The organism is Bradyrhizobium sp. CCBAU 65884, assembly GCF_028128835.1.
Classification (GTDB): Bacteria; Pseudomonadota; Alphaproteobacteria; order Rhizobiales; family Xanthobacteraceae; genus Bradyrhizobium; species Bradyrhizobium ottawaense.
The window spans coordinates 15,630-41,579 of the sequence record NZ_LBJU01000105.1 but is presented as its reverse complement, the minus strand read 5'-3'; the positions used below and the strand labels follow the sequence as shown (position 1 = coordinate 41,579).

Genomic DNA, 25,950 nt, shown 5'->3' with positions numbered 1-25,950 from the left:
CGCAGACGCTTGAATGTGACCACTGATTTCTCAGACATCGCTAGACTCCGTTGGGTTGGAGCCGTCGCGACGGCTGTTAGTCAGCCGACACGCAATGCTATCTTAAATTGACGTAGACTTGAGCAACTTTTTCAGGTGCGCTTCGAGCTTTTGCAGCGCAGCGTGCCGCTCAAGTAGGTAATCATACCTGTCGTAGTACGGCTGCTGCTGCGCAGCGTGCCAGTATATGGAAGGTAAAGGGCCGAGCGGTAGAATTCGACAAGCGTCGGCCCGGGCCTGCGCCGTCAATCGCTCATGCTGTCTTGGCGCTGTGCATCGTGTGATGGCATACCAATGCGTGCACGTACGAGCCGACGCGGCGACGCTCGTGAAGAGCGTACTCGGCAGGGCATTAGCCCTCCCATGATTTTTTCACGAACGCGGCGATGCTAGTAAAAAGCTCAGCGTTCTGAGCAACCATCTCCTTATCTACCGTCAAGCGAATGGTCTTCGTCTTTCGTACGTAGGTGATATTTTTTCCGTCCAGAAGCCCGGCCGCTTCATCTTGCAGCGACGGCGCCATGCGAAACACAACGAGAGATTTGTTCGAGGTGCGTCGGTGGAGCCACATATAGTTATCGCCGTTAACAGTAATCGCAACATAGGCTTTCAAATAGTTCAGCGCCGAATCCCCAAAGATCGGCTTCGTAATGTTCAGCAACGTGTCCGCGGCTTCAACCGTCCACTTAGCCTTCTTGAGCCAGTCATCGCGATTGTAAGCACGATCATCAAGCGATGTCCCGTCATCAATTTCCTCGTATGTGTCCAGCACTTTCGTAAAAAACACGGATCTCGATCCGTTGACCTTCAGCATAGAAACTTGAATCGCGATCATGGGGATCGAGTGGCTCAACAGATGTATGACATTGAAGAAGCGACGGTTGATGTGCTCGGCCACCAGAACGGCGTAGTGTTGTCGCTGCGGCCATTTTCGTTTCTCGTTGTCCCAATACTCAATTGTCCGAACGATATGAGTTTCATCGGTGTCGCCGAGCATCACCTCGACTTCATACATCGAGTCATCTTCAGGATCTTTCAACAAGACGTCCAAACGCCCGCCTGATGACTGCTGCCGCTCTTTCCCAATCGTTTCCAATTCACCCAATCCAAGACAGCTCGGATTGTCTGCAATCTGCTTTTGAAGCCAGTACTCGTCGAATCCAGCTTCGCGAATTGAGATCGGCTCAGCAATTTCGACATCGGTCAAAGACATAATTATCGCTCCCGTAAAACTATATCCGCTTCCACGTTAGGTTCTCGGTTGGCTCTCTCATCTCCCAAACTTCGAAACAGAATGGGCTGTCCGCCCAGATTTCCTAGGTCTCGCTAACTAACCGCTACTTTCTTCAGGTAAGCCTCGAGCTTCTGCAGCGCAGCCCGCTTCTCAGGTAGATAGTCATATCTATTGTATATTTCGTCGAGATCAGTTTTGCCCCCGCCAGTCACGTGGTTGAGCATGATCTCCGCGATCTCCCGCGAAATGCCTAGGCGTGCGAGCGTCGACCGGAACGTACGTCGAAGATCGCGTACTTGCCATCCAGTCACGCCTGATCGCTTGTCGAGCTCTTTCTTCAGCTTGCCCCATGAGCCATCGTTGAAGTGCGTGCCTTCGATGTGGCCAGGGAAGAAGTAGTCGGTGTTTTTGTCGCGCCAATTGTCGCCCATCTTGTCTTGCCGGTCCAGGATCGCACGCGCCATTGGGAGGATGGGAATGGCGTGAGCGCGTCCATTCTTAGTAAACTCGCCTGGGATCGTGATTGCGCGGTCTTCTCGCCAGGCTCGTTGCAACCGGCCTATCTCTCCGTTGCGGCACCCCCACAGGATGATGAGGCGGATCATATCACCAAAGAAGCCCTCGCATGCCTGCCAGATTTTCTTGAGCTCGTCCTCGCTTAGGACACGGCTACGTTTCTTGTCCTTCCCAGGAGCCGGATAACCTTCGAGCGGACTGCGCTTGATGTAGCGGTGGGGGGGCTTTGTGCACCATCGGAGCATCGTGCGGAGTGCACGAAATGCGTGAAGCTGCTCACTGGGCACATCGGCGAGCTTCCCAAGCTCACGTTCGATCGCCGCATCATCGAGGTTAGCAAGCGTGCACCTAAAATCTAAGCGGTTGAGGAGACGAAGCGTCTCGGATTTCGTGCGCTCGCTTTTTCCTTTGTAGTTTTCCGAAATGAAGACAAGCTTCGCTTGCTCGAACTCAATGCTGATTTCCTTCTCCCCGACGGGAGTGCCGAGAGCGACAAAGGCGCGGCGGCGCGCTTCTGCGAGCTTCAGGTCAGGATAGTGGCCCAACCGAATTTTGGTGCGGTTGGGCTCTTTGAGGACGATCCAGGTCTTTCGGCGCTTGCCGACACGCAAGCCAAAAGCTGGCGTCTTCCGGTCCATGTACAGACCAGGCTTCAGTGACTGGACGGTGAGATCTGTGAGTCCAAGAATTGGCACGATTTGGCACGCCTTTCACGTGGATTGAGGCGGATAACCATGCCGAAGTATATGCGGGTCGAATCTCGTAAACCACTGCAAAATAAGGGGTTTACGGGCACTATGTGGAACGGTGGAGAGGCTTCACAAAAGATTGGGAAGCTGCCGTTCTACCATTGAACTACGCCCGCGGATGCGCGGCTTGCGCGCCCGTCCTGATTAGCCGAGACGGCGCCTCCCGCCAAGCAGTTTGGCGCAGCCAGCCGGCCGGTTATTAACGTCTTGGCAAGATTTTGGGTGCGCCGGATTGTGGCGGTGTTATGATCTCGTGTCTGGGGAGAGACGTGCACTGAGTGGGGCGTGTGCATGGTGGGGCGTGGCTATACGATATTCGACACGGCGATCGGGCGCTGCGGCATCATCTGGAGCGGCACCGGCGTGGTGGCCGTGCAATTGCCGGAGGCGCGGGAGATCGACACCCGCCGCCGCATCTTTGCGGTCCATCCCGAGGCGCGCGAGCAGCGCCCCTCCGACAATGCCGAGCTTGCGATCGACGGCATCGTGAGCCTGCTGCAGGGCAACGATCCCGATTTTTCCGAGGTCAGCCTGGATGCCGGCGGGGTGCCCGGCTTCAACCGCCGCGTCTACGAGTTCGCCTGTTCCATTCCGCGCGGGGAGACGCGCACCTATCACGAGGTCGCCAAGGCGCTGGGGGCTTCAGGCGCGGCACATTCGGTGGCACAGGCGATCGCCAGAAATCCCTACATGCTGATCGTGCCCTGCCACCGGGTACTGGAGGCCGGCAATTACACCGATCGGCTCTCGCCTTATGGCGGGGTGATCTCCAAGCGGCGGCTCCTGGCACTCGAGGGCGCCCATCCCGTCGCCAGCAAGACGCTGTTCGAGGTGCTGCTGCCGGTTGCCCCACCAAGGCCGTCCACCTAGATAAGGCGGCATGGACGCGACCACACTGCTGACGTCACAATCGATGATCGTTTCCGAGTTTCGCTGCGACGCGGGACCGGGCGATACGCCATTTGCCGAATGCCGCACTGGGCATTCCATCGCCTATGTCCGCTCGGGCAGCTTTGGCTGCCATTGCCGCGCCGGTTTCTTCGAACTGGTGGCGGGCTCGATGCTGGTCGGCGCGCCCGGCGAGGAATACACCTGCACGCATGAGCATGTCAGCGGCGATGTCTGCCTGTCGTTCTTCCTCAGCGCGGACATGGTCGATGCCCTCGGCGGGCGGGGCGAGGTCTGGCAGGTCGGCGCCACGCCGCCGCTACCCGAATTGATGGTGCTGGGCGAGCTCGCCCAGACGGCGGCAGATGGCAATAGCGATATTGGCCTCGACGAGGTCGGCCAGATCCTGGCCGGCCGTTTTGTCGACGTCGTTTCGGGCAAGGCGCGCAAGCCGGCCACCCCCACCGCGCGCGACCGCCGCCGCGCGGTCGAGGCCGCACTTTGGATCGACGACAATTCGCATGCCGAGGTCGATCTCGAACAGGCCGCAAAGCAGGCGGGCCTCAGCCCGTTCCATTTCCTGCGGCAGTTCTCGAGCGTGCTCGGCGTCACCCCGCATCAATATCTGGTGCGGTCGCGGCTGCGGCACGCAGCGCGGCTGCTCACGGATGACGACATTGCGGTCACCGATGTCGCCTATGACGTCGGCTTCGGCGATCTCTCCAACTTCGTCCGCACCTTCCACCGCGCTGCCGGCGTATCGCCGACCAAATTCCGCCAGGCCTCGCGCGGGGAGCGCAGCGTCTTCGCCGAACGCCTCGTCCTCAACTGAGACAGGTCGGCCGCATGGTGGGGTAATAGTCTGTTGACCAGACGGGCGCGTCGTACTGGGCTTACGGAACGCCGCGCGATATTACAACCAAAGAGCGAATCAACGCTCTTTGAAATGCGGCGACCCGGCAGATGAACAGTGCCCCGAGTGATGTGATTGCGGCCACACTGATCGCGCTTGCCGTTGGTCTTGCCTTCATCGCCGGCTGTGCCGTCTATTATGGCCGCCAGATCACCTCGCGCAGGATTCCGATGCAATGGGGCACCGACGGTCAGCCGGCCTGGTTTGCACCACGCCTCATCGGGCTCTGGTTCAGCTTCGGCGTCACGGCGGCCCTGTCCGCGTTCCTGCTCGTCCTCGCCCTTCATGACCCGCAGAAGCTCACGGCCCTGATCGTCGCAACGGTCAGCGTGATCGGAACGAACATGTGGGTTCACGTCTATCACCTGAAACGGGTGATCCGGTGGCAGTCGGAGGTTCCGGCGAATTAGCCGGCTGCCAAGCGCAAGATTCTCCAAGAGCCGCCCGCTCCACCCCGACTAGGGTCGTCTCCGGGCGCGCGCCATTTTCGGCGCGCTTTGCAAATGGAGACGACCATGTACGACCACATCGGGCTTCGCGTTGCCGATCTCGACGCCGCGACGCGCTTCTACACCGCGGTGCTGGCGCCGCTCGGTTACGTCCTGTGCTCCAGCGGCGACGGCTATGCCGGCTTCGGGCCGAAGGGCGAGCCGGGGCTGTGGCTGCACCTGAACAAGGGCCGGAAGGCCGACGGCGCGCACATCGCGTTCCGCGCCGGAAATCATGACGCGGTCAAGGCGTTCCACAGCGAAGGCCTGAAGAGCGGCGGCCGCGACAATGGCGGCGCCGGGCCGCGCAAGGATTACAGCCCGACCTACTACGCGGCGTTCCTGATTGATCCCGATGGCAATAATGTCGAGGCGGTTTGTGTGTAGAAGCCGCCGCGCACGAGCACTCGTAGGGTGGGCAAAGCGTAGCGTGCCCACCATCGCGTGCGAGAGCGCCGATGAATGGTGGGCACGGCGCGCGAAGAGCGCGCCTTTGCCCACCCTACGAACTCCACATCATAGGAATTCCCCGATGGCCTCCATCCACAACGACATCTCCATCAATGCCCCGGCACGCGACGTCTGGGATGCGGTGCGCGATTTCGGCGCGCTGCATGAACGGCTGGCACCCGGCTTCGTCACCGCCTGCACGATCGACGGCGATGCGCGTATCGTCACCTTCGCCAACGGTTCGGTGGCGCGCGAGGTGCTGGTCGATTGCGACGACGCGCGGCAGCGCCTCGTCTATGCCATCAACAACGAGCGGCTGCAGCATTACAGCGCCTCGGTGCAGGTGATCGCCGACGGCGACCGGAGAAGCCGCCTGGTGTGGATCATCGACATGCTGCCGAACGAGCTTGCAGCCTACGTCCAGGGCCAGACCAAGGACGCCGTCGTTGCGATACATAAAGCGTTTCCGCCCGCTGCAGCCTAGCGGCGGTCCACGCGGCTCTGTGAGTTTTCTCACAGAGCTCCGCCCTCGCCAGCCGTAACCATCGCGGCGTGCGTCCGGTTGGCTCCGCTCTCCCGGCGGCGCGACGCACGCGAGGAGCATGCCATGCGAGGTGCGGACAAGGTGATTTGCCAGGCGGCCGCCGTGCTGCTGCTGTTTTCAGTCGCGAGCTCGCCGGCGAAGGCGCAGTTCCTCGGCGGCGGAGGTGCCGGCGGCGAGGACATGATGACCCAGATGGCCCCGATGCTGGAGATGATGAAGGCGAAGATGGGCAAGCGCCGCTTCGCCATGATGATGCAGACCATGGGCCCGATGATGAGCCGCATGATGGAGAACGGCGGCGGCGGCCTCGGTGGCCTGTCCGGCGGCCATCTCGGCGGCGGCTTTGGCGCACCCAATTACGGCGGCTACACCCCGATGGGGGGCGGCACCATGCCGGCCGGTTATGGCGGCGTTGGTGGCGGCGACATCATGGGCATGCTCGGTGGTGCCGGAGGCGGCGACATGATGGCGATGATCCCGCAATTGATGCGGCTCGCCAATGTCGGCGGCGGTAGCGGCCATCGCCGCCACAGGCATCGCTAATCGGCGGCGCGAGAGAGAGCCGGCCTGATCGCAGCCTTGTTCGCGCGCGGTCCCCAGCGCGTCAGCACCACGCTGGAGAATGAGAGCAGGCCGAGCACGACCATCGAGCTTGCGGCCAGCCAGAAGAAGCTCTGCGCGGTCGCCCCGTGTGTCGACAGCCACCAGCCGGCCGCCGAGATGTAGATCAGCCGCGCCGTCTGCGCCAGCACCGGCCCGATCACCTTGGCCGCGCCTTGCGAGGAGAAATACATCGTCGTGGCAATGCCGAAAAAGGCGTAGAACGGTCCGACCGTCGAGAGATATTGATGGCTCGCCGCGCGCACGGCTGCGCTGTCGGTGAAGATGTTGATCCAGAGATCGGGGAACATCGCAACGACGCATGCCGGCGCGCCGACGGCCACGAATGCGGATGCACCGGCGATCCAGGCGACGCGCCGCGCGCGCGCAATGTTGCCTGCGCCGATCGCCATCCCCACCATCGGCACACAGGCGATGCCGAACGAAAATGCGATAGAGGTCAGCAGGAATTCGAGCCGCGCGCCAATGCCGTAGCCGGCGAGGATCGCGGTGCCGAACTTCGCCAGCATGTGGGTGAAGATCGAGATCGTCAGCACCGATTGCAGCGGCGAGAAGCAGGCGATCGCGCCGACCTTCAGGATGTCGAAAAACATCGCCCACTGAATGCGCAGGCCGCGCAGCTTCGGTGTAACCCGCGCGCGACCGGAGAACAGGTACCAGCCCATGATGCCGATGTTCATGGAATAGGCGATCAGCGCGCCGGCCGCGACGCCGCGCATGCCGAACTGCGGCACCGGCCCGAGCCCGAGGCCCAGCGTGCCGCCGAGCACGATCTGCCAGGCCGCCGAGTTGAGGATCAGGAACGACGGCAGCTTCATGTTGCCGGTGCCACGCAGCACGCCGGCCATGGTGTTGAGCAGCCAGGGCAGCACGGCGCCGCCGAAAAATACCTGCGTGTAGGCGACAGCGTGGGTCAGCACGTCGCCGCGGCCGCCGAGCATTTCCAGCACCCGCGGCCCGAAGATCAGCATGCCCAGCATGAAGACGAGGCCGAAGCTGATGCCGATCAGGATCGCATGCGCGGCGAGCGTGGCGGCGCGTTCGCGGTTCCCGGCGCCGAGCGCGCGGGCGATGGCGGAAGCCACCGCACCACCCATGGCGCCGCCCGACATCGTCATGGTCAGAATGATTGTCGGAAACACCAGCGCCATCGCCGCCAGCGCCTCGACGCCGAGCCGGCCGATATAGGAGGTCTCCGCGATCACCGTACAGGTGCCGGCCGAGAGCGCGATCACGTTGGGCCAGGCGAGAGAGAGCAACGTGCGCAGGATCGGCCCGTCTACAAGCGCGCTTCGTAGCGGCCGCGGGGGCGGCGGCAGCGGACGCTCTTGCTCATCGACCGGGATTTCGGCGATGTCGGACATGTCCTCTCCGGGGCAGGGGGCGCCATTTGCGGCGCGGCAATACGTAGGTGTGCCGATTATTTTCTTCGCGCAGAAGGCGCGGCGAGAGGCTTGTTAGCACGGCTCGCAGCGATTCCACCTGCGCCAGCTGCAGGCGTGCCCTGCGGCAGCGCATTTCGATGGATGAAGGCTATTCGATCGTCCAGACCAGCGGCGCGCGGCCGCCAGCAGCAGCGCGCATGCGCACGCCGATGTGCCGCCCGCATCCCGCAGCCAGGCCTTCGAACAATCCCTCCAGCACCCTGGCGCAGGCGCCGTGATAGTCGGCGACGTCGTCCATCAGCTTCCAGCTCCGCTGGCGGATTTCGAACGCGCCTTCGGATTGCGCGGTCTCGGCCGCGTCATCCTGCGCCGCGAACAGCGCGTTCAGGAACGACGCGAATTCGCTTGCCCCGCCGCGGCTCATCGCCAGTGCCGCCGCGACCTCGTCGAAATATTGCATGCCGATCAGCTTGCCGGTGAGGTGCAGCAGATAGCCGGCGTCTTCCGGGCCGAACAGCTGCACCATCACGGGCGCCGCCGTGCGCACATATTCCATCGCGTAGTTGCGATAGGCTTTTTCGAGGCGCGGCTTCGGCCAGCTCGCAACCGGCAAAGCCGGCGCAGTCTTCGCATCGAACAGCGGCGCTTCCAGATGCCGCGCGAACACCAGGCGCTGATCCAGCTCGAGCGGATGATCGTACTGGTGGTAGTAGCCTTCCAGCCCGTCCTGGCCGTCGACGCTCTGCTTGGTGCAGACGAAGCCGAGCCTGAGATCGCCGAGTGCGACGCCATTATTGGCGTGCCATCCCCGCAACATGGCGCGGGAAACCTCGCCCGGCACGCCGCAGATCGCCGTGCCTTTCCAGATCCAGCGCGGCGGCGGATAGCGGATCCAGGCCTTGGCGTCGCTCTCATACATGTATTCGACATGCACGCCGCCGATCCAGTTCGAGAGATAGTGATATTGCGCGGCCGCCACCGCCGGCGGCAGATGATCGATCCCGAGCTTCCGCAAGCCCGGCAGGAAGCGCTCCTGCTGGCGGCGGAACACGCGGAAGACGAACTCCGCTGCATCCGCCGTGCCGCGCCGCGTGACGACGGTGAGAATGAGGCCGGTGAAATAGGCGTGGTAGAGGTCGGCGACCGCACGCCAGTGCTTCCATTGAGCTTCCTGCGCGGCGTCAGCTGCGGCGGTCATTCGTTTCGCTCCCGATCGTGTTGCGATCGAGTGTGTCACCGCACCTTCCGGCAGGCAACATGACGCCCGTGCAGAGCGCCCTGCGTGGCCACCTGCCAATTCCGCATCACGAAGTTTGCGGTGGCGTCTTGGCCGCGCGCTCTCGCTCGACCCGTTCGGTGACATCGCGCGCCATCGCCACCGATCCCAGGACGTTGCCGCCGGAATCCCGCACCAGCGCGAAGGTCATCTCGATGTAGAGCTTGCGACCGCTCTTGTGCAGCGCGCGGGTCAGTGTCGGCCTGCCCGCAAGCTTCATGCTGCCGCTGGCCAGCGCAGCTTCAAAGCCCTTCCAGTGCGCGGCGCGCAGATGCTCGGGAATGATCAGGTCGAGATTCTGGCCCAGCGCTTCCGCTGCGGAGAAGCCGAACAGGGCCGTCGCTGCGCGGTTCCATCGCATGATCGTGCCGGAGCGGTCCGAATAGATCAGCGCATCCGCGACGTCTTCGGCGATCCTTGCGTCGAGTTCGGATGGGTTGCTCATGTCGTCACCTCGCATGTAGCCCGGATGGAGCGGAGCGTAATCCGGGATCGTGCCACGAGTGAGACTGCCCCGGATTACGCTTGCGCTCCATCCGGGCTACAGGATCGGGCTACACGCGAAAATGCTTCGATAGTTTGAGGCCCTGGGCCTGGTAGTTGGAGCCGATGCGTTGGCCGTACATCGCGTCGGGACGGGCCAGCATCTTCTCGTAGACGAGGCGGCCGACGATCTGGCCGTGCTCGAGGATGAACGGCACTTCGCGCGAACGCACTTCGAGCACGGCGCGCGATCCTAGCCCGCCCGCGCCGGCATAGCCGAAGCCGGGATCGAAGAATCCGGCATAGTGCACGCGGAATTCGCCGACCAGCGGATCGAACGGCACCATCTCCGCGGCGTAGTCGGGCGGCACCTGCACGGCTTCCTTCGAGGCCAGGATGTAGAACTCGCCGGGATCGAGGATCAGGCTGCCGTCCGGGCGGGCCGAGATCGGCTCCCAGAAGTCCTCGACGGAATAGCCGGCGCGACGATCGACGTCGACCACACCGGTGTGGCGCTTGGCGCGGTAGCCGACGAAGCCGTTCGCTTTCTCGCCGGAGAGATCGACGGAGACGGCGACGCCGCCGGAGAGATCGGCATCGTCGATATCGACGAGGCGCTCGGCGGCATGAAGCGCATCGAGCTCGTCGGCATTGAGGATGGCGTCACCGGTGCGGAAGCGCACCTGCGACAGACGCGAGCCCTCGCTGACCAGCACCGGAAACGTCTTCGGGCTGATCTCGGCATAGAGCGGGCCGTGATAGCCGGCGCCGATCATGTCGAAGCGGCGGGTGCCGTCGGCGATGACCCGGGTGAAGACGTCGAGCCGGCCGGTGGAGCTCTTCGGGTTCGCAGCCGCGACGATCTCCGGCGGCAGCGCGAGGCTCTCCAGCAGCGGCACGATGTAGACGCAGTTGGTCTCCAGCACCGCGCCGTCGGCGAGGCTGAATTCGTGCAGCTTCAATTCGTCGATGCGCTCGGCGACGGTGGCGCCGGGACCGGGCAGGAAGCTGGCGCGGACGCGATAGGCGATGTCGCCGAGACGCAGATCGAGGCTCGCCGGCTGGATCTGGCTCTCGACGAAGTCATAGGCGGGCAGGATGAGACCCGCCGCCGCCATCGCCGCGATCATGCGGTCGGGCAGGATACCATTGGCGTCGGGCGCGACCGTGAACGTCAACCGGGGGTCCTCATCAGGGGTCAGATGCATCCGGACATGCCGGAAATACAAGCCTTTTACGGCTATCCGATGGACGCCTTGACGGAAAGGGCATTGCGGAATATGAGCATCACTTATCCCGTGGTGATTTGAGCCGGCCGGCTTGCAGCCACGTTAAATAAGTCGCTAAACAGGCCGGGGACCTCTGTGATCCCGGCCCGTGGAGATATCCAGGCCGGTTTTTTTGTGACCGTTTTCGACGAGACGGTCATGTCGGAGGTACCTATGTCGAAGTCGACCACCAACTACCGTCCCGAAACCCGCCTGGTCCATTCCGGCACCCTGCGCTCGCAATATGGCGAGACGTCGGAGGCGCTGTTCCTGACCCAGGGCTACGTCTACGACACCGCGGAGCAATGCGAGGCGCGGTTCAAGGGCGAGGATCCGGGCTTCATCTATTCGCGCTACTCCAATCCCACCATCGCGATGTTCGAGCGCCGCATGATCGAGCTCGAAGGCGCCGAAGCCGCCCGCTCGGCGGCGACCGGCATGGCCGCGGTGACGACGGCGATCCTGGCGCCGCTCAAGGCCGGCGACCACGTCGTGGCCTCCCGCGCCCTGTTCGGCTCGTGCCTCTACGTCATCCAGGACCTGCTGCCGCGCTACGGCATCGAGACCACGCTGGTCGACGGTCTCGATCTCGACCAATGGCAGCGCGCCGTCAGGCCGAACACCAAGACGTTCTTCCTGGAGAGCCCGACCAACCCGACGCTCGACGTGCTCGACATTCCCGGGATTGCCGAGATCGCGCACAAGGGCGGCGCGCGGCTCGTCGTCGACAACGTGTTCGCGACGCCGATCTGGCAGAGCCCGCTCGCGCTCGGGGCCGACGTCGTGGTCTATTCCGCGACCAAGCATATCGACGGCCAGGGTCGCTGCCTCGGCGGCATCATCCTGTCGTCGGAAGCCTTCATCGCCGAGCACATCCACAATTTCATGCGCCAGACCGGCCCGTCGATCTCGCCGTTCAACGCCTGGGTCCTGCTCAAGGGCCTGGAGACGCTGGGCGTACGCGTGCGCGCGCAGACCGACACCGCCGCGCGCATCGCCGACGTGCTCGCGAGCCATCCGAAGATCTCGCGGCTGGTTTTCCCGGGCCGCGCCGATCATCCGCAGGCAGCGCTGGTGAAGAAGCAGATGCGTGGCGGCTCGACGCTGGTCGGCTTCGAGGTCAAGGGCGGAAAGGCTGCGGCGTTCCGCGTGCTCAACGAATTGAAGCTGGCGAAGATCTCGAACAATCTCGGCGACGCCAAGAGCCTCGTCACGCATCCGGCGACCACGACGCATCAGCGTCTGAAGCCGGAGGACCGCGCCGCGCTCGGCATCAGCGAAGGTTTTATCCGCTTCTCCGCGGGGCTCGAGCATGCCGATGATCTGATCGAGGATCTGACGGCGGCGCTGGAGAAGGCGTAGCCACGTATTCGCAATCGTAGGGTGGGCAAAGCGAAGCGTGCCCACCGTTCTCGATTACAACGACGAGGTGGTGGGCACGGCGCTTTGCGCCTTTGCCCACCCTACGGCAGCGTGCCTACATCGGCCGATAGGTCCGCACATCCCCCGGCACGTTCACGCCCAGCTTGATCTGCCCCACCGAGCGGATGATGTCGTCGCCGAGCAGCTGCGCGAAGCAGGCGTAGCCCCAATCGTTCATGTGCAGGCCGTCTGCGATGACGAAGCTCTCGACCGGAATCGATTGGTTCTCGTGCCAGTCGCGCATCACCTCGAAGCGCGGGAAGATGCCGACGTGACGAAGCTCGGCGACCTTGCCGAGCAGCTTCACCATCTTGCCGGCGCTTTCGCCGCGCTGGTTGACGGCCGGCGAATATTGCGGATCGACCAGCACGATGTCGGCGCCGCCGGCGGCCTGGATGCGGCTGATGCCGTCCTCGACCATTTTGGCGGTGTCGCCGGGATCGAGATTGCGCAGCACCGCGTTGGTGCCGACCTGCCAGATCACGAGATCCGGATGCACGTCGATCACCTGGGTCTGGAGACGCTTCATCATCTCGGGCGCATCCTCGCCGCCGACGCCGGCATTGACGACGGTGATGTCGGCGGTCGGATAATGGCGGCGCAGCTGGGCGGCAAGACGATTCGGATAATTGAACTCCGGCGAGCTCGCGCCGAATCCTGCGGTCGACGACGAGCCGAACGCGACGATGAGGACGGGCTGGCCGGCGACGAGCTTGCCCGCGACATGCGGCAGCGAGCCCATCGCCTTGGAGCCGCCCTTCGGCGGCAGGCAGGGCACGCGGTTGAAGACGTCGCCGGCGGATTTGGCGACCTGTTTCACCTTGTCGATGGCGCGCGCGGTGATGCCGCGCTGCTCGGGAGAGGTTGCGGCGACATTGGTCTGTGAGGGCGAGGCGGGCGCGGGATCAGCCGACTGCGCGGGTGCGGGCGTCGCCTGTGCGGCTTGCGTCTGCGCATGGGACTGCGGGGCCGGCGCCAGCAACAACAGCACTGCTGCTGCAGGCGCGGCCAGCCATGCCGTCAGGCAAAAAGGGCGGAGAGAACTCATTAACGCTAGACCTCAATTTTGCTGCTGGGCCGGCTCCAGATGGGCTGCGTCGATCACGAACTGTGCCAACGCCCGGCCAAGGCAATCATGAACCTGCTTCGCCAGTTCGGGCCCGCGGGACGGGCTGAACAGGTCGAACTGACCCTGATCATTCCACTGCCGCATGATCGTGAAGCGATCGAACAGCGGAATATCATGCTCCTGCGCCACGACGCGCATATTATCGAGAAATGGCTGGGCCGAGATCATCGTTTCGGTACGCGGGCTGTACTGCAAATTCATCAAGACGACGTCGGCCCCTGCCTTTTGCAACGCAATAACCCCCTCGGTGACTGCGCTGCGAAATTCGTCGGGATCGATGGATCGGATGGCATCCACGGTCCCGGTCTGCCAGACGACCAAAGTAGGCGTTTTTGCTTCCATCAGCTTAACGAAGGTCGAGGCGGCCTCCTCCGCCGTTCGCTTGCTCTGTATTTCTACGGAGACGTGCACCGCTTCCGACGGCGGCAGCTTTTCCTTCAGAACCGCTTCCATGCGCGCCGGATAGGAGCTGCCCTCCGAGGACGGAATCGTGGTCGAGCGGCTGCCGATGACCAGGATTTCGAGCGGCTTGCCGGCCTTGATGGCCTCGGCAACCTTGGGAAGCTGGCTTTCGCTGGTAAGCAGATAGGACGGCAATTCGCACGCCGCGGGCGCGGTGGCAGCGCCAGGCGCAGCATCGCCCGCCCACGCCACAGGCGCGGCGAGGCTACCGCATAGCAGGACCAGGCTCAGGAGAACCTTCGCCTTCATCAGCCCCCTCCCGCCAGATCGGCGTTGCCGACGGCGTTTTTGGTTTTCGCACCGCTCTTGTCAGCCACGCGCTTGTACCACGAAATCACCCAGGCCACGCCCCACATGATCAGGACCCCGGAGAGACTAATCAGCGCATGCATGGCTGCCCCGCCGGAGACTTCGGCGAGAATGAAATGCCCGGCGAAGGCCAGGAAGACACCGAGGCAGAATATCTCGAGAGAATGCTGGCCACATAGAATCAATGGTCGCAGCCAGCGCGATTTCAAGCCCGGCCAATCCCGGGGTAGGAAGCGCACGGTGAGCGCGGCCAGCGCCAGGAAATGCGTGAAGCGCAGCACGTCGAGATCGGTCTTGTCGATCGGATACATCCACTGCTCGACCCGCTTCGGCATGAATTGGGAGAGCTGCGGCACGTACCAGGTCAGCGTCACGTAGAACGCCGCGGCGAGATAGGCGATCGAGATCCACATCGTCACCGGCGAAGCCAGGATACGCGACATCCGTCGCGCACCTCCGAGCGCGCACCATGCACCGAAGACGAACAGCAATTGCCAGGCGAAGGGATTGAAGGCCCAGAAGCCGTTAGGATAGGCCGACAGGTAAAGATCGTATTCCCAGGTGACCGCGTAGAGCGCGACCGAGAGGCCGAGCGTGACGTCGGGACGCCATTTCATCGACCACAGGATCAGCGGCAGTGCCAGCATCAGCACGATGTAGAGCGGCAGCACGTCCATGTTGACGGGACGGAAGCGCAGCAGCAGCGCCTGCACGATGGTGACGTCGGGCTGCTTGAGGAAATCCATGATACCCATCTCTTCGGTGTAGAGCGGGTTCTCGAACCTGGTCGCGACGTAGGAGATTTCGGCGAGGAAGATCGTGAACAGGAAGACGTGGGCGACGTAGATCTGCCAGACCCGGCGCAGGATGCGCGCGGTGGCGATGACGACGCCGCTCTCCAGCATCGCCCTTCCGTAGACGAAGGCGGCGGTGTAGCCGGAGATGAAGATGAAGATCTCGGTGGCGTCGCTGAAGCCGTAATTGCGGATCGTGAACCAGGTCAGCAGACTCGGCGGCAGATGGTCGATGAAGATCAGCCACAGCGCCAGCCCGCGGAACAGGTCGAGCCGGAGTTCGCGCTCGCCGATGGCAGGCAGCGTGATGGCCGGCGCCCTCGCGCGCGGCTTCGCCCCCGCGGGCTTGGCGGTTCCCGCGATCGTCGATCCCGTCACTTGGTCGGCAATGGTCATCGGGGCCTAAAAACCCTTGCGCAAATCGCGACGTCGAGAAGTGTACCGGTCCGGTCGTCGTCTCGCAAAGCGGCCGGATCACGTCCGGGTGTCATTCCCCTCGAATTCTGGCGGGACGATGTCGCCAAAGCCGCCTCCGGCGTTTGGTTCCAGCGCCGGATTTCGGTATGATAGCAACCATGTACCGCGCCGTGACCCGCCAGATCGAAGTGACCGTCGAGCCGAACTTTGTTCCGGAGCAGTCGTCGGCCGACCGCTCCCGCTACTTCTGGTCCTACACCATCGTCATCGTCAATTCGGGCGAGGAGACCGTGCAGCTCAAGACGCGGCACTGGATCATCACCGATGCCTCCGGCCGCCAGCAGGAGGTCAAGGGCGAGGGCGTGGTTGGCGAGCAGCCGATCCTGGCCCCCGGCGAGCGCTTCGAATACACCTCCGGCGTCCCGCTTTCGACCGCCTCCGGCTTCATGACCGGCCGCTACCAGATGGTCACCGAAAGCGGCGAGCGCTTCGAGATCGACGTTCCCGCGTTTTCGCTTGATAGTCCCGACAACAAGCGGGTGTTGAATTAGGGCCTCGCTCGTGTCCCGGACGCGCCGCAACGCGAAGCGTTGCTGCGCAGAGCCGGGACCCAGGGGCGGCCCGGCACGCGGCGAGATGGGCCCCGGCTCTGCAGCGCACCGCACCGGACGATGCTTCGCATCGCCGGGAGCGGTGCGCTGCGTCCGGGGCACGAGAGCAGAGTGTGGCGCACGCATTCTCCACGTCGTCGTTGCGATGCTCCAATGCAGATCCCAGCGGCAGTGCCGTAGGGTGGGCAAAGGCGCTTAAGCGCCGTGCCCACGATCTCCATCGATAAGCAACAAAGACGTGGGCACGCTGCGCTTTGCCCACCCTACGAGATTGAGCTTGTGGCAGGCAGCTCAAGCTTGCAGACACGCCTTTGCGTTCTCGCGGCTCAATTCGCCCGAGCTTTGCTTCATCGCTCACCCTCATTAGCCAAGAGGGCGCAGGGAAGACCGGGTGCCGGCTCGCACCCGCGGTCCGCTGCGCGAAATGCACGCGCAAGAAGAACCGCACAGCAGCATACAGGTGGTGCCGAACACTCGGCCTTCCCTGCGCAGTGGCTGGACGGCTTATGCCGTGATCTCCCGGGAGCCGACCATTCCTTCTGGCCTCCCTCGCCCCGCGAATTGGATGATGCAGTCCGCCCGGTTGGGCTCGCTCGCACCTTCGCAGGACTTGACCGTGGCAACGACGGCCAGGACCACACGGTTTTGCCGTACGCGCGGCCCGCCATTTCGCCGCAGTTTTTCCTGGCCCCGTCGACGAAGCCGGAAACTTACAGACGAGACGAAGCCTAGCAGCGCCGCTCGTCTGCACGAAGCCTCGGACTCACAGGGACTACCCGCCCTGCCCGCACCTCTCGTGCCGACGCTGCCGCGTCCACCGCAAGCCCGGCTCGCGATGCGTGACGACACATGATCGCCCCTCTTGGTGAGCCGGGATGCGCAATTCATACGCCGAAACCGAATTTCGGCAAAGTGGAATATTTTTGGTGACAAGGATTGACAGAGGGCGACACAGGCGCGGTGCCGTAGGGTGGGCAAAGGCGCGCTCTTGCGCGACGTGCCCACGAATTCTCCCAGTCACACGCAGATCGTGGGCACGCTTCGCTTTGCCCACCCTACGAAGCTACGAGAGCTCGCCAAGCGCCTGCGAATTACGCGTCCTCCACGCCGGCCTCGTCCGGCGTAAAATCGTACACCGACGAGCAGAACTCGCAGGTGACGACGACCTTGTCGTCCTTCACCATCGCCGCGCGATCGTCGGGCGAAAAGCTCTTCAGCATCGAGGCGACCGCATCGCGCGAGCAGGAGCATTGCGCCTTGAGCACCATCGGATTGAACACGCGTACGCCGCGCTCGTGGAACAGGCGGAACAGCAGCCGCTCGCCGGAGAGCTCGGGATCGATCAGCTCGACGTCCTCGACGGTCTCGATCAGCGAACGCGCCTCGACCCAGGCATCGTCTTCGGCAACGCTGTGCACCTCGACGCCATCGGGGGCATCGCCGGGATGCAGATCGGCCTGCCGCGCGCGCTCGGGCGCCTTCGGCAGAAATTGCATCAGCATGCCGCCGGCGCGCCAGCGATGCTTGCCGCCGTCGTTCGAACGCCACTCCTCGCCGACCGCGAGGCGCACGCGCGTCGGGATCTGCTCGGAGCGCAGGAAATATTCGTGAGCGGCGTCTTCCAGGCTGCCGCCGTCGAGCGCGACCAGGCCCTGGTAGCGGCTCATGTCGGGGCCCTGGTCGATGGTCATGGCGAGATGACCGCGGCCGAGCAGCGTGCCGGAATCCCTGGTATCGCCAAGACGCGCGGCATCGAAGCGCGCATAGGCCCGCAGGCGATCCGGTGCCATGTAGTCGACGACCAGGAACGACACCGGGCCGTCGGTCTGGGCCTGCAGGATGAAGCGGCCCTCGAATTTCAGCGCGGTGCCGAGCAGCGTCGTCAGCACGATGGCCTCGCCGAGCAGCTTGCCGACCGGCGCCGGATAATCGTGCTTGCTCAGGATCTCGTCGAGCGCCGGGCCAAGCCGCACCAGGCGCCCGCGCACGTCGAGCGCGTCGACCTCGTAGGGCAACACGGCGTCATCGATCGGAACCGCTGATGGCGCGCGAACCGGGCCTTCGGGGCCGGCTTTCATCTCAGGGGATTGGGAAACCATGGGGCGTTATCTGGGGTCGGAGGGCGGAAATGGAAGGGGGTGCGGGCGGTGTGTTCCGGATACAAGTCGAACTGAACGAAGCAACCTCAAACTCGGTGTCGTCCCGGGGCGCGCGAAGCGCGAGCCCGGGATCCATAACCACGGGATGACGTGATGGCGCGAGCTGACAACTCCGAGTCCTCGCCAAACTCAGTCCTGTGGCTATGGGTCCCGGATCGGCGCTCCGTTCTGGACAACGCTACGCGTTGCCAGAAGCTGCGCTTGTCCGGGACGACACCGTATGTGAGGTGATCGCCGGGCCTCCAGCGAAGCTACTTCACCGCGTCAAAACACCAGGCCAGAATGCCCTTCTGCGCGTGCAGGCGATTTTCGGCCTCGTCGAACACGACCGATTGCGGACCGTCGATCACTTCATCCGTGACCTCCTCGCCGCGATGGGCGGGCAGGCAGTGCATGAACAGCGCGTCGGGCTTGGCCAGCGACATCAGCTTGCCGTTGACCTGATAGGGCTTGAGCACGTTGTGGCGGTGCTCGCCTTCCTTGTCGCCCATCGACACCCAGGTGTCGGTGACGACGCAGTCGGCGCCGCGCACGGCGGCTTCCGGATCGGTGCCGAGCATGATCGGCGCGCCGGTCGCCTTGATGAAGTCGCGCATCGCCTTTTTCGGCGCGAGCTCCGGCGGGGTTGCGACATTGAGCTGGAACTTGAAGCGCTCGGCGGCGTGAGCCCAGGACGCCAGCACGTTGTTGTCGTCGCCGGTCCAGGCCACCGTCTTGCCCTCGATCGGGCCGCGATGCTCCTCATAGGTCATGAGGTCGGCCATCACCTGGCAGGGATGCGAGCGCCGCGTCAGGCCGTTGATGACCGGCACGGTGGCGTTGGCCGCGAGCTCCAGCAGCGCATCGTGGTTGAGGATGCGGATCATGATGGCGTCGACATAGCGCGACAGCACGCGCGCGGTGTCGGCGATGGTCTCGCCGCGGCCGAGCTGCATCTCGGCACCGGTGAGCATGATGGGCTCGCCGCCGAGCTGACGCATCGCGACGTCGAACGACACGCGTGTCCGGGTCGACGGGCGCTCGAAGATCATCGCCAGCGTCTTGCCTTCGAGCGGCCTGACCGGCTGCTGCGCCTTCTGCTTCGCCTTCATCGCGGACGAAGCTGCAAGCATGCGCTTGAGCTCCGACAGCGGCAGCTCGTTGATATCGAGGAAGTGCTTTGGAGTTTTATTGGGGGACTTGCTCATCAGCTTGCCGCCCGCTTGGTCTGGCTGGACGAGATTGCGGCGCAGGCGCGCTCGAGCCGCCCGACGCTGTCCTCGATCTCGGCTTCGGTCACGATCAGCGGCGGCAGGAAACGCACGACATTGTCGCCGGCCCCGACAGTGAGCAGCTTTTCGTGACGCAGGGCCGCGACCAGATCGCCGGAGGGCACCACGGCCTTGATGCCGATCAGGAGGCCTTCGCCGCGCACTTCGCTGACGACATCGGGATGACGGTCGATCACGGAGGCAAGCTTCTGCTTCAGCAGCAGCGACATTCTCTGCACGTGGTCGAAGAAGCCGGGCTTGAGCATGACGTCGAGCACCGCGTTGGCCGCGGAGATCGCCAGCGGATTGCCGCCGAAGGTCGAGCCGTGCGAGCCGGGCCCCATGCCGTCGGCCGCATCCGCGGTCGCCAGCACCGCGCCGATCGGGAAGCCGCCGCCAAGCGCCTTCGCCAGCGACATCACATCCGGCGTGACGCCGGTGCGCCGATACGCGAACAGATCACCACTGCGGCCCATGCCGGTCTGCACCTCGTCGAAGGCGAGCAGCAGGCCCTTCTCGTCGCAGAGCTGGCGCAACGCCTTGAGGAAGGTCGGCGTTGCCGAGCGCACGCCGCCCTCGCCCTGGATCGGCTCGATCAGGATGCCGGCGGTGTGCGGGCCGATCGCCTTCTTGACGGCCTCGATATCGCCATGCGGCAGCTGGTCGAAGCCATCCATGGGCGGGCCAAAGCCTTCGAGATATTTTGCAGATCCGGTCGCGGCGAGCGTCGCCAGCGTACGGCCGTGAAAGGCGCCTTCGAAGGTGATGATGCGATAACGTTCCGGATGACCCTTGGAGAAGTGATGATGGCGGACCACCTTGATCACACCCTCCAGCGCTTCGGCGCCCGAATTGCAGAAGAACACGAAGTCGGCAAAGCTCTCGTTGCAAAGCCGGTTGGCGAGCTTCTCGCCATCCGGGCTCTGGAACAGGTTCGACATGTGCCAGAGCTTCGTCGCCTGCTCCTGCAACGCCTTGATCAGATGCGGGTGGCAATGGCCGAGCGCATTCACAGCCACGCCCGAGGTGAAATCGAGATAGCGATCGCCATTGGTCGCGATCAGCCAGCAGCCTTCGCCGCGCTCGAAGCCGAGGTCGGCTCTGGCGAAAACGGGGAGCAAATGCGGCGCTGCGCTGTTAGTCATGATGTCACTTGAATGTTGCGGACGGTGTGACGCGTGCATTGCGCAACGCACCATCGACCGGCCCGGAAAACGAAACGTGCCGCCTTTTAAGGGCGGCACGCGCGACTATCTTATGCCTGGCAAGACGGGTGTCAATGCCGCCCGGAAAGCCTCGGGAAACGCTGAATCCGTAGTCTTGCGGTGCCGATTTTGCGGGTTTTCACCACGGAACATGTGGAAGCGAGTCGGCGGACTCTTGCGCGGGAGTCACGCCATATTGTAGCGTTTGGATTGTCAGATACGACATCTCGTGCAGCGGTTCTGATCCCAAGAGTCCTCTTGTACCGGCGTAAACGTTCGGGCGTCAGTCACGCGCCCGGCGAGCCTTAAGGGATTCTGACGGCACGGGTTTTTGAAGGCTTAGGCAATCGCTGCGAGGCCCCAGGATGGCGGCGCGTAGCGAGGGAAAGGGTGCAATGACGGTTTTGACCTGGTCCGACGATCGCGTCGAGCAGCTGAAAAAGCTCTGGGAGGCCGGACTTTCGGCCAGCCAGATCGCAGCTGAACTCGGCAATGTGACCCGCAATGCCGTGATCGGCAAAGTGCACAGGCTCGGTCTGTCCGGCCGTGCCAAGAGCCCTTCATCGGCAGCGCCCCGGCCGCGCAAGGCGCGTCCCGCGCAGCACATGATGCGGGTGACCCGCCCCATTGCGCGCGGCAACACCGCGCTGGCGCAGGCCTTCGAGGTCGAGGTGGAGGCCGAACCGGTCACCTACGACAACGTGGTGCCGATGAGCCAGCGGCTGTCGCTGCTCGAGCTGAACGAGGCCACCTGCCATTGGCCGGTCGGCGATCCCTCCAGCCCGGATTTCTTCTTCTGCGGCGGCAGGGCGCTGTCCGGCCTGCCCTACTGCGCCCAGCACTCGCGCGTGGCGTATCAGCCGGCGGCGGATCGCCGGCGTGCCCCGGCAAAGCCGGGTCCGCGCTGAGTTAGCTGGTTCAGTGACTGCAAAGACGGCGCCGTCATACGAGTGACGGCTCGACACATCCGATGTCGTCCCGGACAAGCGCGCCCCAAGCGCGCGCAGATCCGGGACCCATAACCACCGCGAGATGTGGTTACGGGACTCGGAGTTACCTTTTTCTCGAGATCACTACTCCCCGTGGTTATGGGTCCCGGATCTGCGCTGACGCTTGTCCGGGACGACACCGAGAGTGTGGCCGCAGCTCACCGAGCCTCCGTCTGTTCCGCCTTCGCGAAGCGATCGTCGAGCGCGTAGCCGGCGCCGCGGACGGTGCGGATCGGGTCCTGCTCGCGGCCGAGATTGAGCAGCTTGCGCAGGCGGCCGATATGGACGTCGACGGTGCGCTCATCGATGTAGATGTCGCGGCCCCAGACGCTGTCGAGCAGCTGCTCGCGCGAGAACACGCGGCCCGGATGCTCCAGGAAGAACTCCAGCAGGCGATATTCGGTCGGACCGAGATCGATCGGCCGGCCCGAGCGCGCCACGCGACGCTTGTCGCGGTCGAGCTCGATGTCGCCATAGGCCAGCACTGTCGCGAGCCGCTCAGGACTGGCGCGGCGCAGCAGGCCCTTCACGCGCGCCAAAAGCTCCGGCACCGAGAACGGCTTGACGATGTAGTCGTCGGCGCCGGTCGCAAGTCCCCGCACCCGCTCGCTCTCCTCGCCGCGCGCGGTGAGCATGATGATCGGCAGCTGCTTGGTGTCGGGCCGGGTCCGCAGCCGCCGGCACAGCTCGATGCCCGACAGGCCCGGCAGCATCCAGTCGAGCACGATCAGGTCCGGGATGTGCTCCTTGAGGCGGGTGTCGGCGTCGTCGCCGCGCATCACCGTCTCGACGTCATAGCCGTCGCCTTCGAGGTTGTAGCGAAGCAGCTCGGTGAGAGCTTCCTCGTCCTCAACCACCATAATGCGTGCGCCCATCGGGTCGTCGCTCCTTGAGTCTTCAGGTATTCGGGACCGTCGTGGCGAAGGTGGTCATGTCGCCCTTCGGCCGCTTGTCGGTGATCGCCTGGCCTTCGATCATGTAGAACACGGTCTCGGCGATGTTGGTGGCGTGGTCGCCGATCCGCTCGATGTTCTTGGCGCAGAACATCAGATGGATACAGAACGAGATGTTGCGCGGATCCTCCATCATGTAGGTGAGGAGCTCGCGGAACAGCGAGGTGCAGATCGCGTCGACTTCCTCGTCGCCCTTCCACACCGCCATCGCCGCCGGCAGATCATGTGCGGCATAGGCGTCCAGCACCGACTTGACCTGCTGCTGCACGAGGTCGGTCATGTGCTCCAGGCCGCGGAACAGTTTCAGCGGATGGAAGTCGGTCTCCAGCGCGGCGACGCGCTTGCCCATGTTCTTGGCGAGGTCGCCGATGCGCTCGAGGTCGGTCGCAACGCGCATGGCGCCGACGATCTCGCGCAAATCCACCGCCATCGGCTGGCGGCGGGCGATGGTGAGCACGGCGCGTTCCTCGATGCGCTTCTGCAACGCGTCGAGCTCGGCATCGATGGTGACGACGCGCTGGCCGAGCGCGACGTCGCGGCGGATCAGCGCGCCGACGGAATCGACGATCATGCGTTCGGCGATGCCGCCCATCTCGGCGACCAGGCGGGTGAGCTCCTGGAGGTCGGTGTCGAAAGCTTTTGCGGTATGTTCAGTACCCATGTCGCGTCTCCTCAGCCGAACCGGCCGGTGATGTAATCCTGCGTGCGCCGGTCGCTCGGCGACGTGAAGATCTTGCTGGTGTCGTCGAACTCGATCAGCTCGCCGAGATACATGAAGGCGGTCTTGTCGGAGACGCGCGCCGCCTGCTGCATGTTGTGCGTGACGATCGCGATCGTGTAGTTCTCGGACAGCTCCTGGATCAGCTCCTCGACCTTGGCGGTCGAGATCGGATCGAGCGCCGAGCAGGGCTCGTCGAACAGAATCACCTCGGGCCGCACTGCGACGGTGCGGGCGATGCACAGGCGCTGCTGCTGGCCGCCGGAGAGCGACAGGCCGGAGGCGTTGAGCTTGTCCTTGACCTCGTTCCACAGCGCGCCGCCGCGCAGCGCCTTCTCGACGCGGTCGTCCATCTCGGACTTCGAGATCTTCTCGTAGAGGCGGATGCCGAAGGCGATGTTCTCGTAGATCGTCATCGGGAACGGCGTCGGCTTCTGGAACACCATGCCGACCCGGGCGCGCAGCAGATTGAGGTCGAGCCTGGGGTCGAGGATGTTGGTCTGGTCCAGCATGAGCTGGCCGGTGGCGCGCTGGCCCGGATAGAGGTCGTACATCCGGTTGAAGATGCGCAGCAGGGTCGACTTGCCGCAGCCCGACGGGCCGATGAACGCCGTGACACGGTTGGCGCCCAGCGTCAGGTTGATGTTCTTCAGCGCGTGGTGCTCGCCGTAATAGAAATTGAGATTGCGCACCGTCACCTTGGCCGGAGCTTCCGGCAGCGGCTGCGAGGCCAGATGAGCGTTGGAACTCATGGAAACGGACAGGTCGGTCATTTTGCAGTCCTCTCGGCGCCGAGGATGCGCGCGCCAATGTTCAGGGCAAGCACGGTGAGCGTGATCAGCAGCGCGCCGCTCCAGGCGAGCTGCTTCCAATAGGCGTAGGGGCTCTGGACGAAGTTGTTGATGGTGACCGGCAAATTGGCCATCGTCTTGTTCAGGCCGAGGCTGAAGAACTGGTTCGACAGCGCGGTGAAGAGCAGCGGCGCGGTCTCGCCGGCGACGCGGGCGGTGGCGAGCAGCACGCCGGTGATGAGGCCCGACCGGGCCGCACGATAGGCGATACGCTTGATCACCAGCGAGCGCGGCAGGCCGAGCGCCGAGGCCGCCTCGCGCAGCGGATTCGGCACCAGCAGCAGCATGTCCTCGGTGGTGCGCAGCACGACCGGGATCACGATGACGGCGAGCGCCAGCGCGCCCGCGATCGCGGAGAAGCCACGCATCGGCACCACCACCGCGCCATAGATGAACAGGCCGATGATGATCGAGGGCGCCGAGAGCAGGATGTCGTTGATGAAGCGGATCACCGAGGTCAGCCGGTCGTTGCGGCCGTATTCGGCAAGGTAGGTGCCGGCGAACAGGCCGAGCGGCGCGCCGATGCCGACGCCGATCAACGTCATGATGATCGAACCGACGATCGCGTTGCGCAGGCCGCCCTCGGTCGAACCCGGCGGCGGCGTATCCGCGACGAAGATCTCAAGATTGAGGCCGGCCAGGCCGTTGAAGAGCAACGTGATCAGGATCAGCGCGAGCCAGGTGACGCCGAAGGCGGCCGCGGCGAAGCAGAGCCCGCGGATGACGATGTCCTTGCGGCGACGACGCGAATAGATCGGATTGAGCGCCATGACGTTACTTCCCCGCCTTCTTGTCCAGCCGCATCAGCATCAGCCGCGCTGCGGCCAGCACGAAGAACGTCAGCACGAACAGCAAGAGGCCGAGCAGGATCAGGCCGGACTGGTGCAGGCCGTCGCTCTCGGCGAATTCGGATGCGATCGCCGCCGAGATCGTGGTGCCCGGCGCGAAGATCGATGAGGAGATGCGGAACGAATTGCCGATGATGAAGGTCACCGCCATGGTCTCGCCGAGGGCGCGGCCCAGCGCCAGCATGACGCCGCCGATGATGCCGACGCGGGTGTAGGGGATCACCACGCTGCGGACGACTTCCCAGGTGGTGCAGCCGACGCCGTAGGCGGCCTCCTTCAGCACCGGCGGCACCGTCTTGAACACGTCGACCGAGATCGAGGTGATGAAGGGCAGCACCATGATGGCGAGGATCAGCGCGGCGTTGAACGTGCTGAGATAGGACGGCGGACCTGCGAAGATCGCGCCCAGCACGGGCACGCCGTCGAATATCCTGATCATGAAGGGCTGGAAGGTGTTGGCCAGGAACGGGCCCAGCACGAAGAAGCCCCACATGCCGTAGATGATCGAGGGAATGCCGGCGAGCAGCTCGATCGCCATGCCGATCGGGCGGCGCAGCCATTGCGGGCAGAGCTCGGTGAGGAAGATCGCAATGCCGAGACCGACGGGAATGGCGATCAGCATGGCGATGAAGGAGGTGACGAGCGTGCCGTACATCGGCCCGAGCGCGCCGAGCACGGGCGGATCGGCCGACGGCGCCCAGCGCTGCGTCCACAGGAAGGAGAAGCCGTATTCCTTCATCGCCGGGAACGCGCCGACGATCAGCGAGACGATGATGCCACCGAGAATGAGGAGCACCGAGATCGCGGACAGCCGCGTGATCCAGTAGAAGGTGACGTCGCCGAGCTTGAACGCGCTCAAGGCCTTGGCGCGATCATACGGTCCGGCGTCGTCGATTACATCGCTCTGAACGGCCATTTCTGCCACGCCGATCCCCTGTGCCCGATAATATACGCTTGTTGTCAGTCTTTTTGTCGGTCT

The 25,950-nt window shown here is 64.0% G+C and carries 26 protein-coding genes and 1 riboswitch; of the genes, 9 read left to right on the top strand and 17 right to left on the bottom strand.

What is annotated here, in order from left to right; genetic code table 11:
- Positions 1-391: 391 nt before the first annotated feature.
- Both XI03_RS11645 and XI03_RS11640 read right to left on the bottom strand, forming a co-directional pair.
- Positions 392-1,252, bottom strand: a complete 861-nt coding sequence (locus XI03_RS11645) for a hypothetical protein (protein ID WP_271592206.1) — start codon at positions 1,250-1,252, stop codon at positions 392-394.
- Between the two features lie 113 nt (positions 1,253-1,365).
- A complete protein-coding gene (locus XI03_RS11640; RefSeq protein WP_271592205.1) occupies positions 1,366-2,484 on the bottom strand; it encodes a site-specific integrase in 1,119 nt (372 codons plus the stop codon).
- Between the two features lie 345 nt (positions 2,485-2,829).
- Here XI03_RS11640 and XI03_RS11635 point away from each other — a divergent pair, with 345 nt between their 5' ends.
- The 6 genes from XI03_RS11635 (at position 2,830) to XI03_RS11610 (ending at position 6,364) form a co-directional block, all read left to right on the top strand.
- The gene (locus XI03_RS11635; RefSeq protein WP_028140895.1) at positions 2,830-3,408 is read left to right on the top strand and encodes a methylated-DNA--[protein]-cysteine S-methyltransferase; all 579 of its coding nucleotides are present in this window, start codon (positions 2,830-2,832) and stop codon (positions 3,406-3,408) included.
- A 10-nt stretch (positions 3,409-3,418) separates the two neighbouring features.
- Positions 3,419-4,258: a helix-turn-helix transcriptional regulator gene (locus XI03_RS11630; RefSeq protein ID WP_271592204.1), complete on the top strand. Its 840-nt coding sequence runs from the start codon at positions 3,419-3,421 to the stop codon at positions 4,256-4,258.
- Positions 4,259-4,389: 131 nt separating this feature from the next.
- Positions 4,390-4,749: a hypothetical protein gene (locus XI03_RS11625; RefSeq protein ID WP_038947289.1), complete on the top strand. Its 360-nt coding sequence runs from the start codon at positions 4,390-4,392 to the stop codon at positions 4,747-4,749.
- 105 nt (positions 4,750-4,854) lie between these two features.
- On the top strand, positions 4,855-5,214 hold the full coding sequence (locus XI03_RS11620) for a VOC family protein (protein WP_028140897.1): 360 nt from the start codon (positions 4,855-4,857) through the stop codon (positions 5,212-5,214).
- A 145-nt stretch (positions 5,215-5,359) separates the two neighbouring features.
- The gene (locus tag XI03_RS11615; RefSeq protein WP_028140898.1) at positions 5,360-5,761 is read left to right on the top strand and encodes an SRPBCC family protein; all 402 of its coding nucleotides are present in this window, start codon (positions 5,360-5,362) and stop codon (positions 5,759-5,761) included.
- Between the two features lie 123 nt (positions 5,762-5,884).
- Entirely contained in the window at positions 5,885-6,364 is a 480-nt protein-coding gene (locus XI03_RS11610) for a hypothetical protein (RefSeq protein ID WP_028140899.1), read from the top strand.
- On the opposite strand, the gene XI03_RS11605 is transcribed toward XI03_RS11610, so the two are convergent.
- The 4 genes from XI03_RS11605 to XI03_RS11590 all read right to left on the bottom strand — a co-directional run bounded on the left by XI03_RS11605 (position 6,361) and on the right by XI03_RS11590 (position 10,794).
- Positions 6,361-7,806 (bottom strand): MATE family efflux transporter, encoded by a 1,446-nt coding sequence (locus XI03_RS11605; RefSeq protein ID WP_271592203.1) that lies wholly within the window; start codon positions 7,804-7,806, stop codon positions 6,361-6,363. The two genes, XI03_RS11610 and XI03_RS11605, sit on opposite strands and share 4 nt — an antisense overlap.
- Before the next feature lie 169 nt (positions 7,807-7,975).
- Complete coding sequence (locus XI03_RS11600) at positions 7,976-9,025, bottom strand: hypothetical protein (RefSeq protein ID WP_271592202.1); 1,050 nt, start codon at positions 9,023-9,025, stop codon at positions 7,976-7,978.
- A gap of 106 nt (positions 9,026-9,131) precedes the next feature.
- Positions 9,132-9,548 (bottom strand): PAS domain S-box protein, encoded by a 417-nt coding sequence (locus XI03_RS11595; protein WP_212477662.1) that lies wholly within the window; start codon positions 9,546-9,548, stop codon positions 9,132-9,134.
- Positions 9,549-9,657: 109 nt separating this feature from the next.
- Positions 9,658-10,794, bottom strand: a complete 1,137-nt coding sequence (locus tag XI03_RS11590) for a 2'-deoxycytidine 5'-triphosphate deaminase (RefSeq protein ID WP_095425038.1) — start codon at positions 10,792-10,794, stop codon at positions 9,658-9,660.
- An 80-nt stretch (positions 10,795-10,874) separates the two neighbouring features.
- A riboswitch (SAM riboswitch) is annotated at positions 10,875-10,954 on the top strand.
- A 74-nt stretch (positions 10,955-11,028) separates the two neighbouring features.
- Between XI03_RS11590 and XI03_RS11585 the strand changes: the two genes are divergently transcribed.
- Positions 11,029-12,216, top strand: a complete 1,188-nt coding sequence (locus tag XI03_RS11585) for an O-succinylhomoserine sulfhydrylase (RefSeq protein WP_028140904.1) — start codon at positions 11,029-11,031, stop codon at positions 12,214-12,216.
- A gap of 115 nt (positions 12,217-12,331) precedes the next feature.
- On the opposite strand, the gene XI03_RS11580 is transcribed toward XI03_RS11585, so the two are convergent.
- Genes XI03_RS11580 through XI03_RS11570 form a run of 3 tightly spaced genes read right to left on the bottom strand, consistent with a single transcriptional unit; the run spans position 12,332 to position 15,366 of the window.
- Positions 12,332-13,324 carry an SGNH/GDSL hydrolase family protein gene (locus XI03_RS11580; protein ID WP_028140905.1) on the bottom strand — a complete coding sequence of 331 codons (993 nt, stop codon included), beginning with the start codon at positions 13,322-13,324 and terminating at the stop codon, positions 12,332-12,334.
- Between the two features lie 12 nt (positions 13,325-13,336).
- Positions 13,337-14,116, bottom strand: coding sequence for an SGNH/GDSL hydrolase family protein (locus tag XI03_RS11575; protein ID WP_271592201.1), 780 nt, complete (start codon positions 14,114-14,116; stop codon positions 13,337-13,339).
- Positions 14,116-15,366: an OpgC domain-containing protein gene (locus tag XI03_RS11570; protein ID WP_028140907.1), complete on the bottom strand. Its 1,251-nt coding sequence runs from the start codon at positions 15,364-15,366 to the stop codon at positions 14,116-14,118. The genes XI03_RS11575 and XI03_RS11570 overlap by 1 nt, the downstream gene beginning before the upstream one ends.
- A gap of 179 nt (positions 15,367-15,545) precedes the next feature.
- On the opposite strand from XI03_RS11570, the gene apaG reads away from it, so the two are divergent.
- Positions 15,546-15,938, top strand: coding sequence for a Co2+/Mg2+ efflux protein ApaG (gene apaG / locus XI03_RS11565; protein ID WP_026202434.1), 393 nt, complete (start codon positions 15,546-15,548; stop codon positions 15,936-15,938).
- A 1,151-nt stretch (positions 15,939-17,089) separates the two neighbouring features.
- Here apaG and XI03_RS11560 read toward each other — a convergent pair.
- The 3 genes from XI03_RS11560 to XI03_RS11550 form a co-directional block, all read right to left on the bottom strand.
- Positions 17,090-18,097: an Hsp33 family molecular chaperone gene (locus XI03_RS11560; RefSeq protein WP_271592200.1), complete on the bottom strand. Its 1,008-nt coding sequence runs from the start codon at positions 18,095-18,097 to the stop codon at positions 17,090-17,092.
- Between the two features lie 311 nt (positions 18,098-18,408).
- Positions 18,409-19,344, bottom strand: coding sequence for an ornithine carbamoyltransferase (gene argF / locus XI03_RS11555; protein WP_028139788.1), 936 nt, complete (start codon positions 19,342-19,344; stop codon positions 18,409-18,411).
- On the bottom strand, positions 19,344-20,552 hold the full coding sequence (locus tag XI03_RS11550; RefSeq protein WP_271592199.1) for an aspartate aminotransferase family protein: 1,209 nt from the start codon (positions 20,550-20,552) through the stop codon (positions 19,344-19,346). Before XI03_RS11550 ends, argF begins: the two co-directional genes overlap by 1 nt.
- Before the next feature lie 455 nt (positions 20,553-21,007).
- On the opposite strand from XI03_RS11550, the gene XI03_RS11545 reads away from it, so the two are divergent.
- Positions 21,008-21,520 (top strand): GcrA family cell cycle regulator, encoded by a 513-nt coding sequence (locus XI03_RS11545; protein ID WP_028139786.1) that lies wholly within the window; start codon positions 21,008-21,010, stop codon positions 21,518-21,520.
- 239 nt (positions 21,521-21,759) lie between these two features.
- On the opposite strand, the gene phoB is transcribed toward XI03_RS11545, so the two are convergent.
- Genes phoB through pstC form a run of 5 tightly spaced genes read right to left on the bottom strand, consistent with a single transcriptional unit; the run spans position 21,760 to position 25,887 of the window.
- Positions 21,760-22,476 carry a phosphate regulon transcriptional regulator PhoB gene (phoB, locus tag XI03_RS11540; protein WP_271592198.1) on the bottom strand — a complete coding sequence of 239 codons (717 nt, stop codon included), beginning with the start codon at positions 22,474-22,476 and terminating at the stop codon, positions 21,760-21,762.
- Between the two features lie 22 nt (positions 22,477-22,498).
- On the bottom strand, positions 22,499-23,215 hold the full coding sequence (gene phoU / locus XI03_RS11535) for a phosphate signaling complex protein PhoU (protein ID WP_038946908.1): 717 nt from the start codon (positions 23,213-23,215) through the stop codon (positions 22,499-22,501).
- A gap of 11 nt (positions 23,216-23,226) precedes the next feature.
- The gene (gene pstB / locus XI03_RS11530; protein WP_028139784.1) at positions 23,227-24,045 is read right to left on the bottom strand and encodes a phosphate ABC transporter ATP-binding protein PstB; all 819 of its coding nucleotides are present in this window, start codon (positions 24,043-24,045) and stop codon (positions 23,227-23,229) included.
- A complete protein-coding gene (pstA, locus tag XI03_RS11525) occupies positions 24,042-24,893 on the bottom strand; it encodes a phosphate ABC transporter permease PstA (protein ID WP_028139783.1) in 852 nt (283 codons plus the stop codon). The genes pstB and pstA overlap by 4 nt, the downstream gene beginning before the upstream one ends.
- A 4-nt stretch (positions 24,894-24,897) precedes the next feature.
- The gene (pstC, locus tag XI03_RS11520) at positions 24,898-25,887 is read right to left on the bottom strand and encodes a phosphate ABC transporter permease subunit PstC (protein ID WP_026201750.1); all 990 of its coding nucleotides are present in this window, start codon (positions 25,885-25,887) and stop codon (positions 24,898-24,900) included.
- Positions 25,888-25,950: the final 63 nt, after the last annotated feature.

What these genes read in the sequence shown, in the direction of transcription:
- XI03_RS11645 (WP_271592206.1), bottom strand. Translation starts at nt 1,252, where the DNA reads ATGTCTTTGACCGATGTCGAAATTGCTGAGCCGATCTCAATTCGCGAA.
- XI03_RS11635 (WP_028140895.1), top strand. Translation starts at nt 2,830, where the DNA reads ATGGTGGGGCGTGGCTATACGATATTCGACACGGCGATCGGGCGCTGC.
- XI03_RS11630 (WP_271592204.1), top strand. Translation starts at nt 3,419, where the DNA reads ATGGACGCGACCACACTGCTGACGTCACAATCGATGATCGTTTCCGAG.
- XI03_RS11625 (WP_038947289.1), top strand. Translation starts at nt 4,390, where the DNA reads ATGAACAGTGCCCCGAGTGATGTGATTGCGGCCACACTGATCGCGCTT.
- XI03_RS11620 (WP_028140897.1), top strand. Translation starts at nt 4,855, where the DNA reads ATGTACGACCACATCGGGCTTCGCGTTGCCGATCTCGACGCCGCGACG.
- XI03_RS11615 (WP_028140898.1), top strand. Translation starts at nt 5,360, where the DNA reads ATGGCCTCCATCCACAACGACATCTCCATCAATGCCCCGGCACGCGAC.
- XI03_RS11610 (WP_028140899.1), top strand. Translation starts at nt 5,885, where the DNA reads ATGCGAGGTGCGGACAAGGTGATTTGCCAGGCGGCCGCCGTGCTGCTG.
- XI03_RS11605 (WP_271592203.1), bottom strand. Translation starts at nt 7,806, where the DNA reads ATGTCCGACATCGCCGAAATCCCGGTCGATGAGCAAGAGCGTCCGCTG.
- XI03_RS11600 (WP_271592202.1), bottom strand. Translation starts at nt 9,025, where the DNA reads ATGACCGCCGCAGCTGACGCCGCGCAGGAAGCTCAATGGAAGCACTGG.
- XI03_RS11595 (WP_212477662.1), bottom strand. Translation starts at nt 9,548, where the DNA reads ATGAGCAACCCATCCGAACTCGACGCAAGGATCGCCGAAGACGTCGCG.
- XI03_RS11590 (WP_095425038.1), bottom strand. Translation starts at nt 10,794, where the DNA reads ATGCATCTGACCCCTGATGAGGACCCCCGGTTGACGTTCACGGTCGCG.
- XI03_RS11585 (WP_028140904.1), top strand. Translation starts at nt 11,029, where the DNA reads ATGTCGAAGTCGACCACCAACTACCGTCCCGAAACCCGCCTGGTCCAT.
- XI03_RS11580 (WP_028140905.1), bottom strand. Translation starts at nt 13,324, where the DNA reads ATGAGTTCTCTCCGCCCTTTTTGCCTGACGGCATGGCTGGCCGCGCCT.
- XI03_RS11575 (WP_271592201.1), bottom strand. Translation starts at nt 14,116, where the DNA reads ATGAAGGCGAAGGTTCTCCTGAGCCTGGTCCTGCTATGCGGTAGCCTC.
- XI03_RS11570 (WP_028140907.1), bottom strand. Translation starts at nt 15,366, where the DNA reads ATGACCATTGCCGACCAAGTGACGGGATCGACGATCGCGGGAACCGCC.
- apaG (WP_026202434.1), top strand. Translation starts at nt 15,546, where the DNA reads ATGTACCGCGCCGTGACCCGCCAGATCGAAGTGACCGTCGAGCCGAAC.
- XI03_RS11560 (WP_271592200.1), bottom strand. Translation starts at nt 18,097, where the DNA reads ATGGTTTCCCAATCCCCTGAGATGAAAGCCGGCCCCGAAGGCCCGGTT.
- argF (WP_028139788.1), bottom strand. Translation starts at nt 19,344, where the DNA reads ATGAGCAAGTCCCCCAATAAAACTCCAAAGCACTTCCTCGATATCAAC.
- XI03_RS11550 (WP_271592199.1), bottom strand. Translation starts at nt 20,552, where the DNA reads ATGACTAACAGCGCAGCGCCGCATTTGCTCCCCGTTTTCGCCAGAGCC.
- XI03_RS11545 (WP_028139786.1), top strand. Translation starts at nt 21,008, where the DNA reads ATGACGGTTTTGACCTGGTCCGACGATCGCGTCGAGCAGCTGAAAAAG.
- phoB (WP_271592198.1), bottom strand. Translation starts at nt 22,476, where the DNA reads ATGGGCGCACGCATTATGGTGGTTGAGGACGAGGAAGCTCTCACCGAG.
- phoU (WP_038946908.1), bottom strand. Translation starts at nt 23,215, where the DNA reads ATGGGTACTGAACATACCGCAAAAGCTTTCGACACCGACCTCCAGGAG.
- pstB (WP_028139784.1), bottom strand. Translation starts at nt 24,045, where the DNA reads ATGACCGACCTGTCCGTTTCCATGAGTTCCAACGCTCATCTGGCCTCG.
- pstA (WP_028139783.1), bottom strand. Translation starts at nt 24,893, where the DNA reads ATGGCGCTCAATCCGATCTATTCGCGTCGTCGCCGCAAGGACATCGTC.
- pstC (WP_026201750.1), bottom strand. Translation starts at nt 25,887, where the DNA reads ATGGCCGTTCAGAGCGATGTAATCGACGACGCCGGACCGTATGATCGC.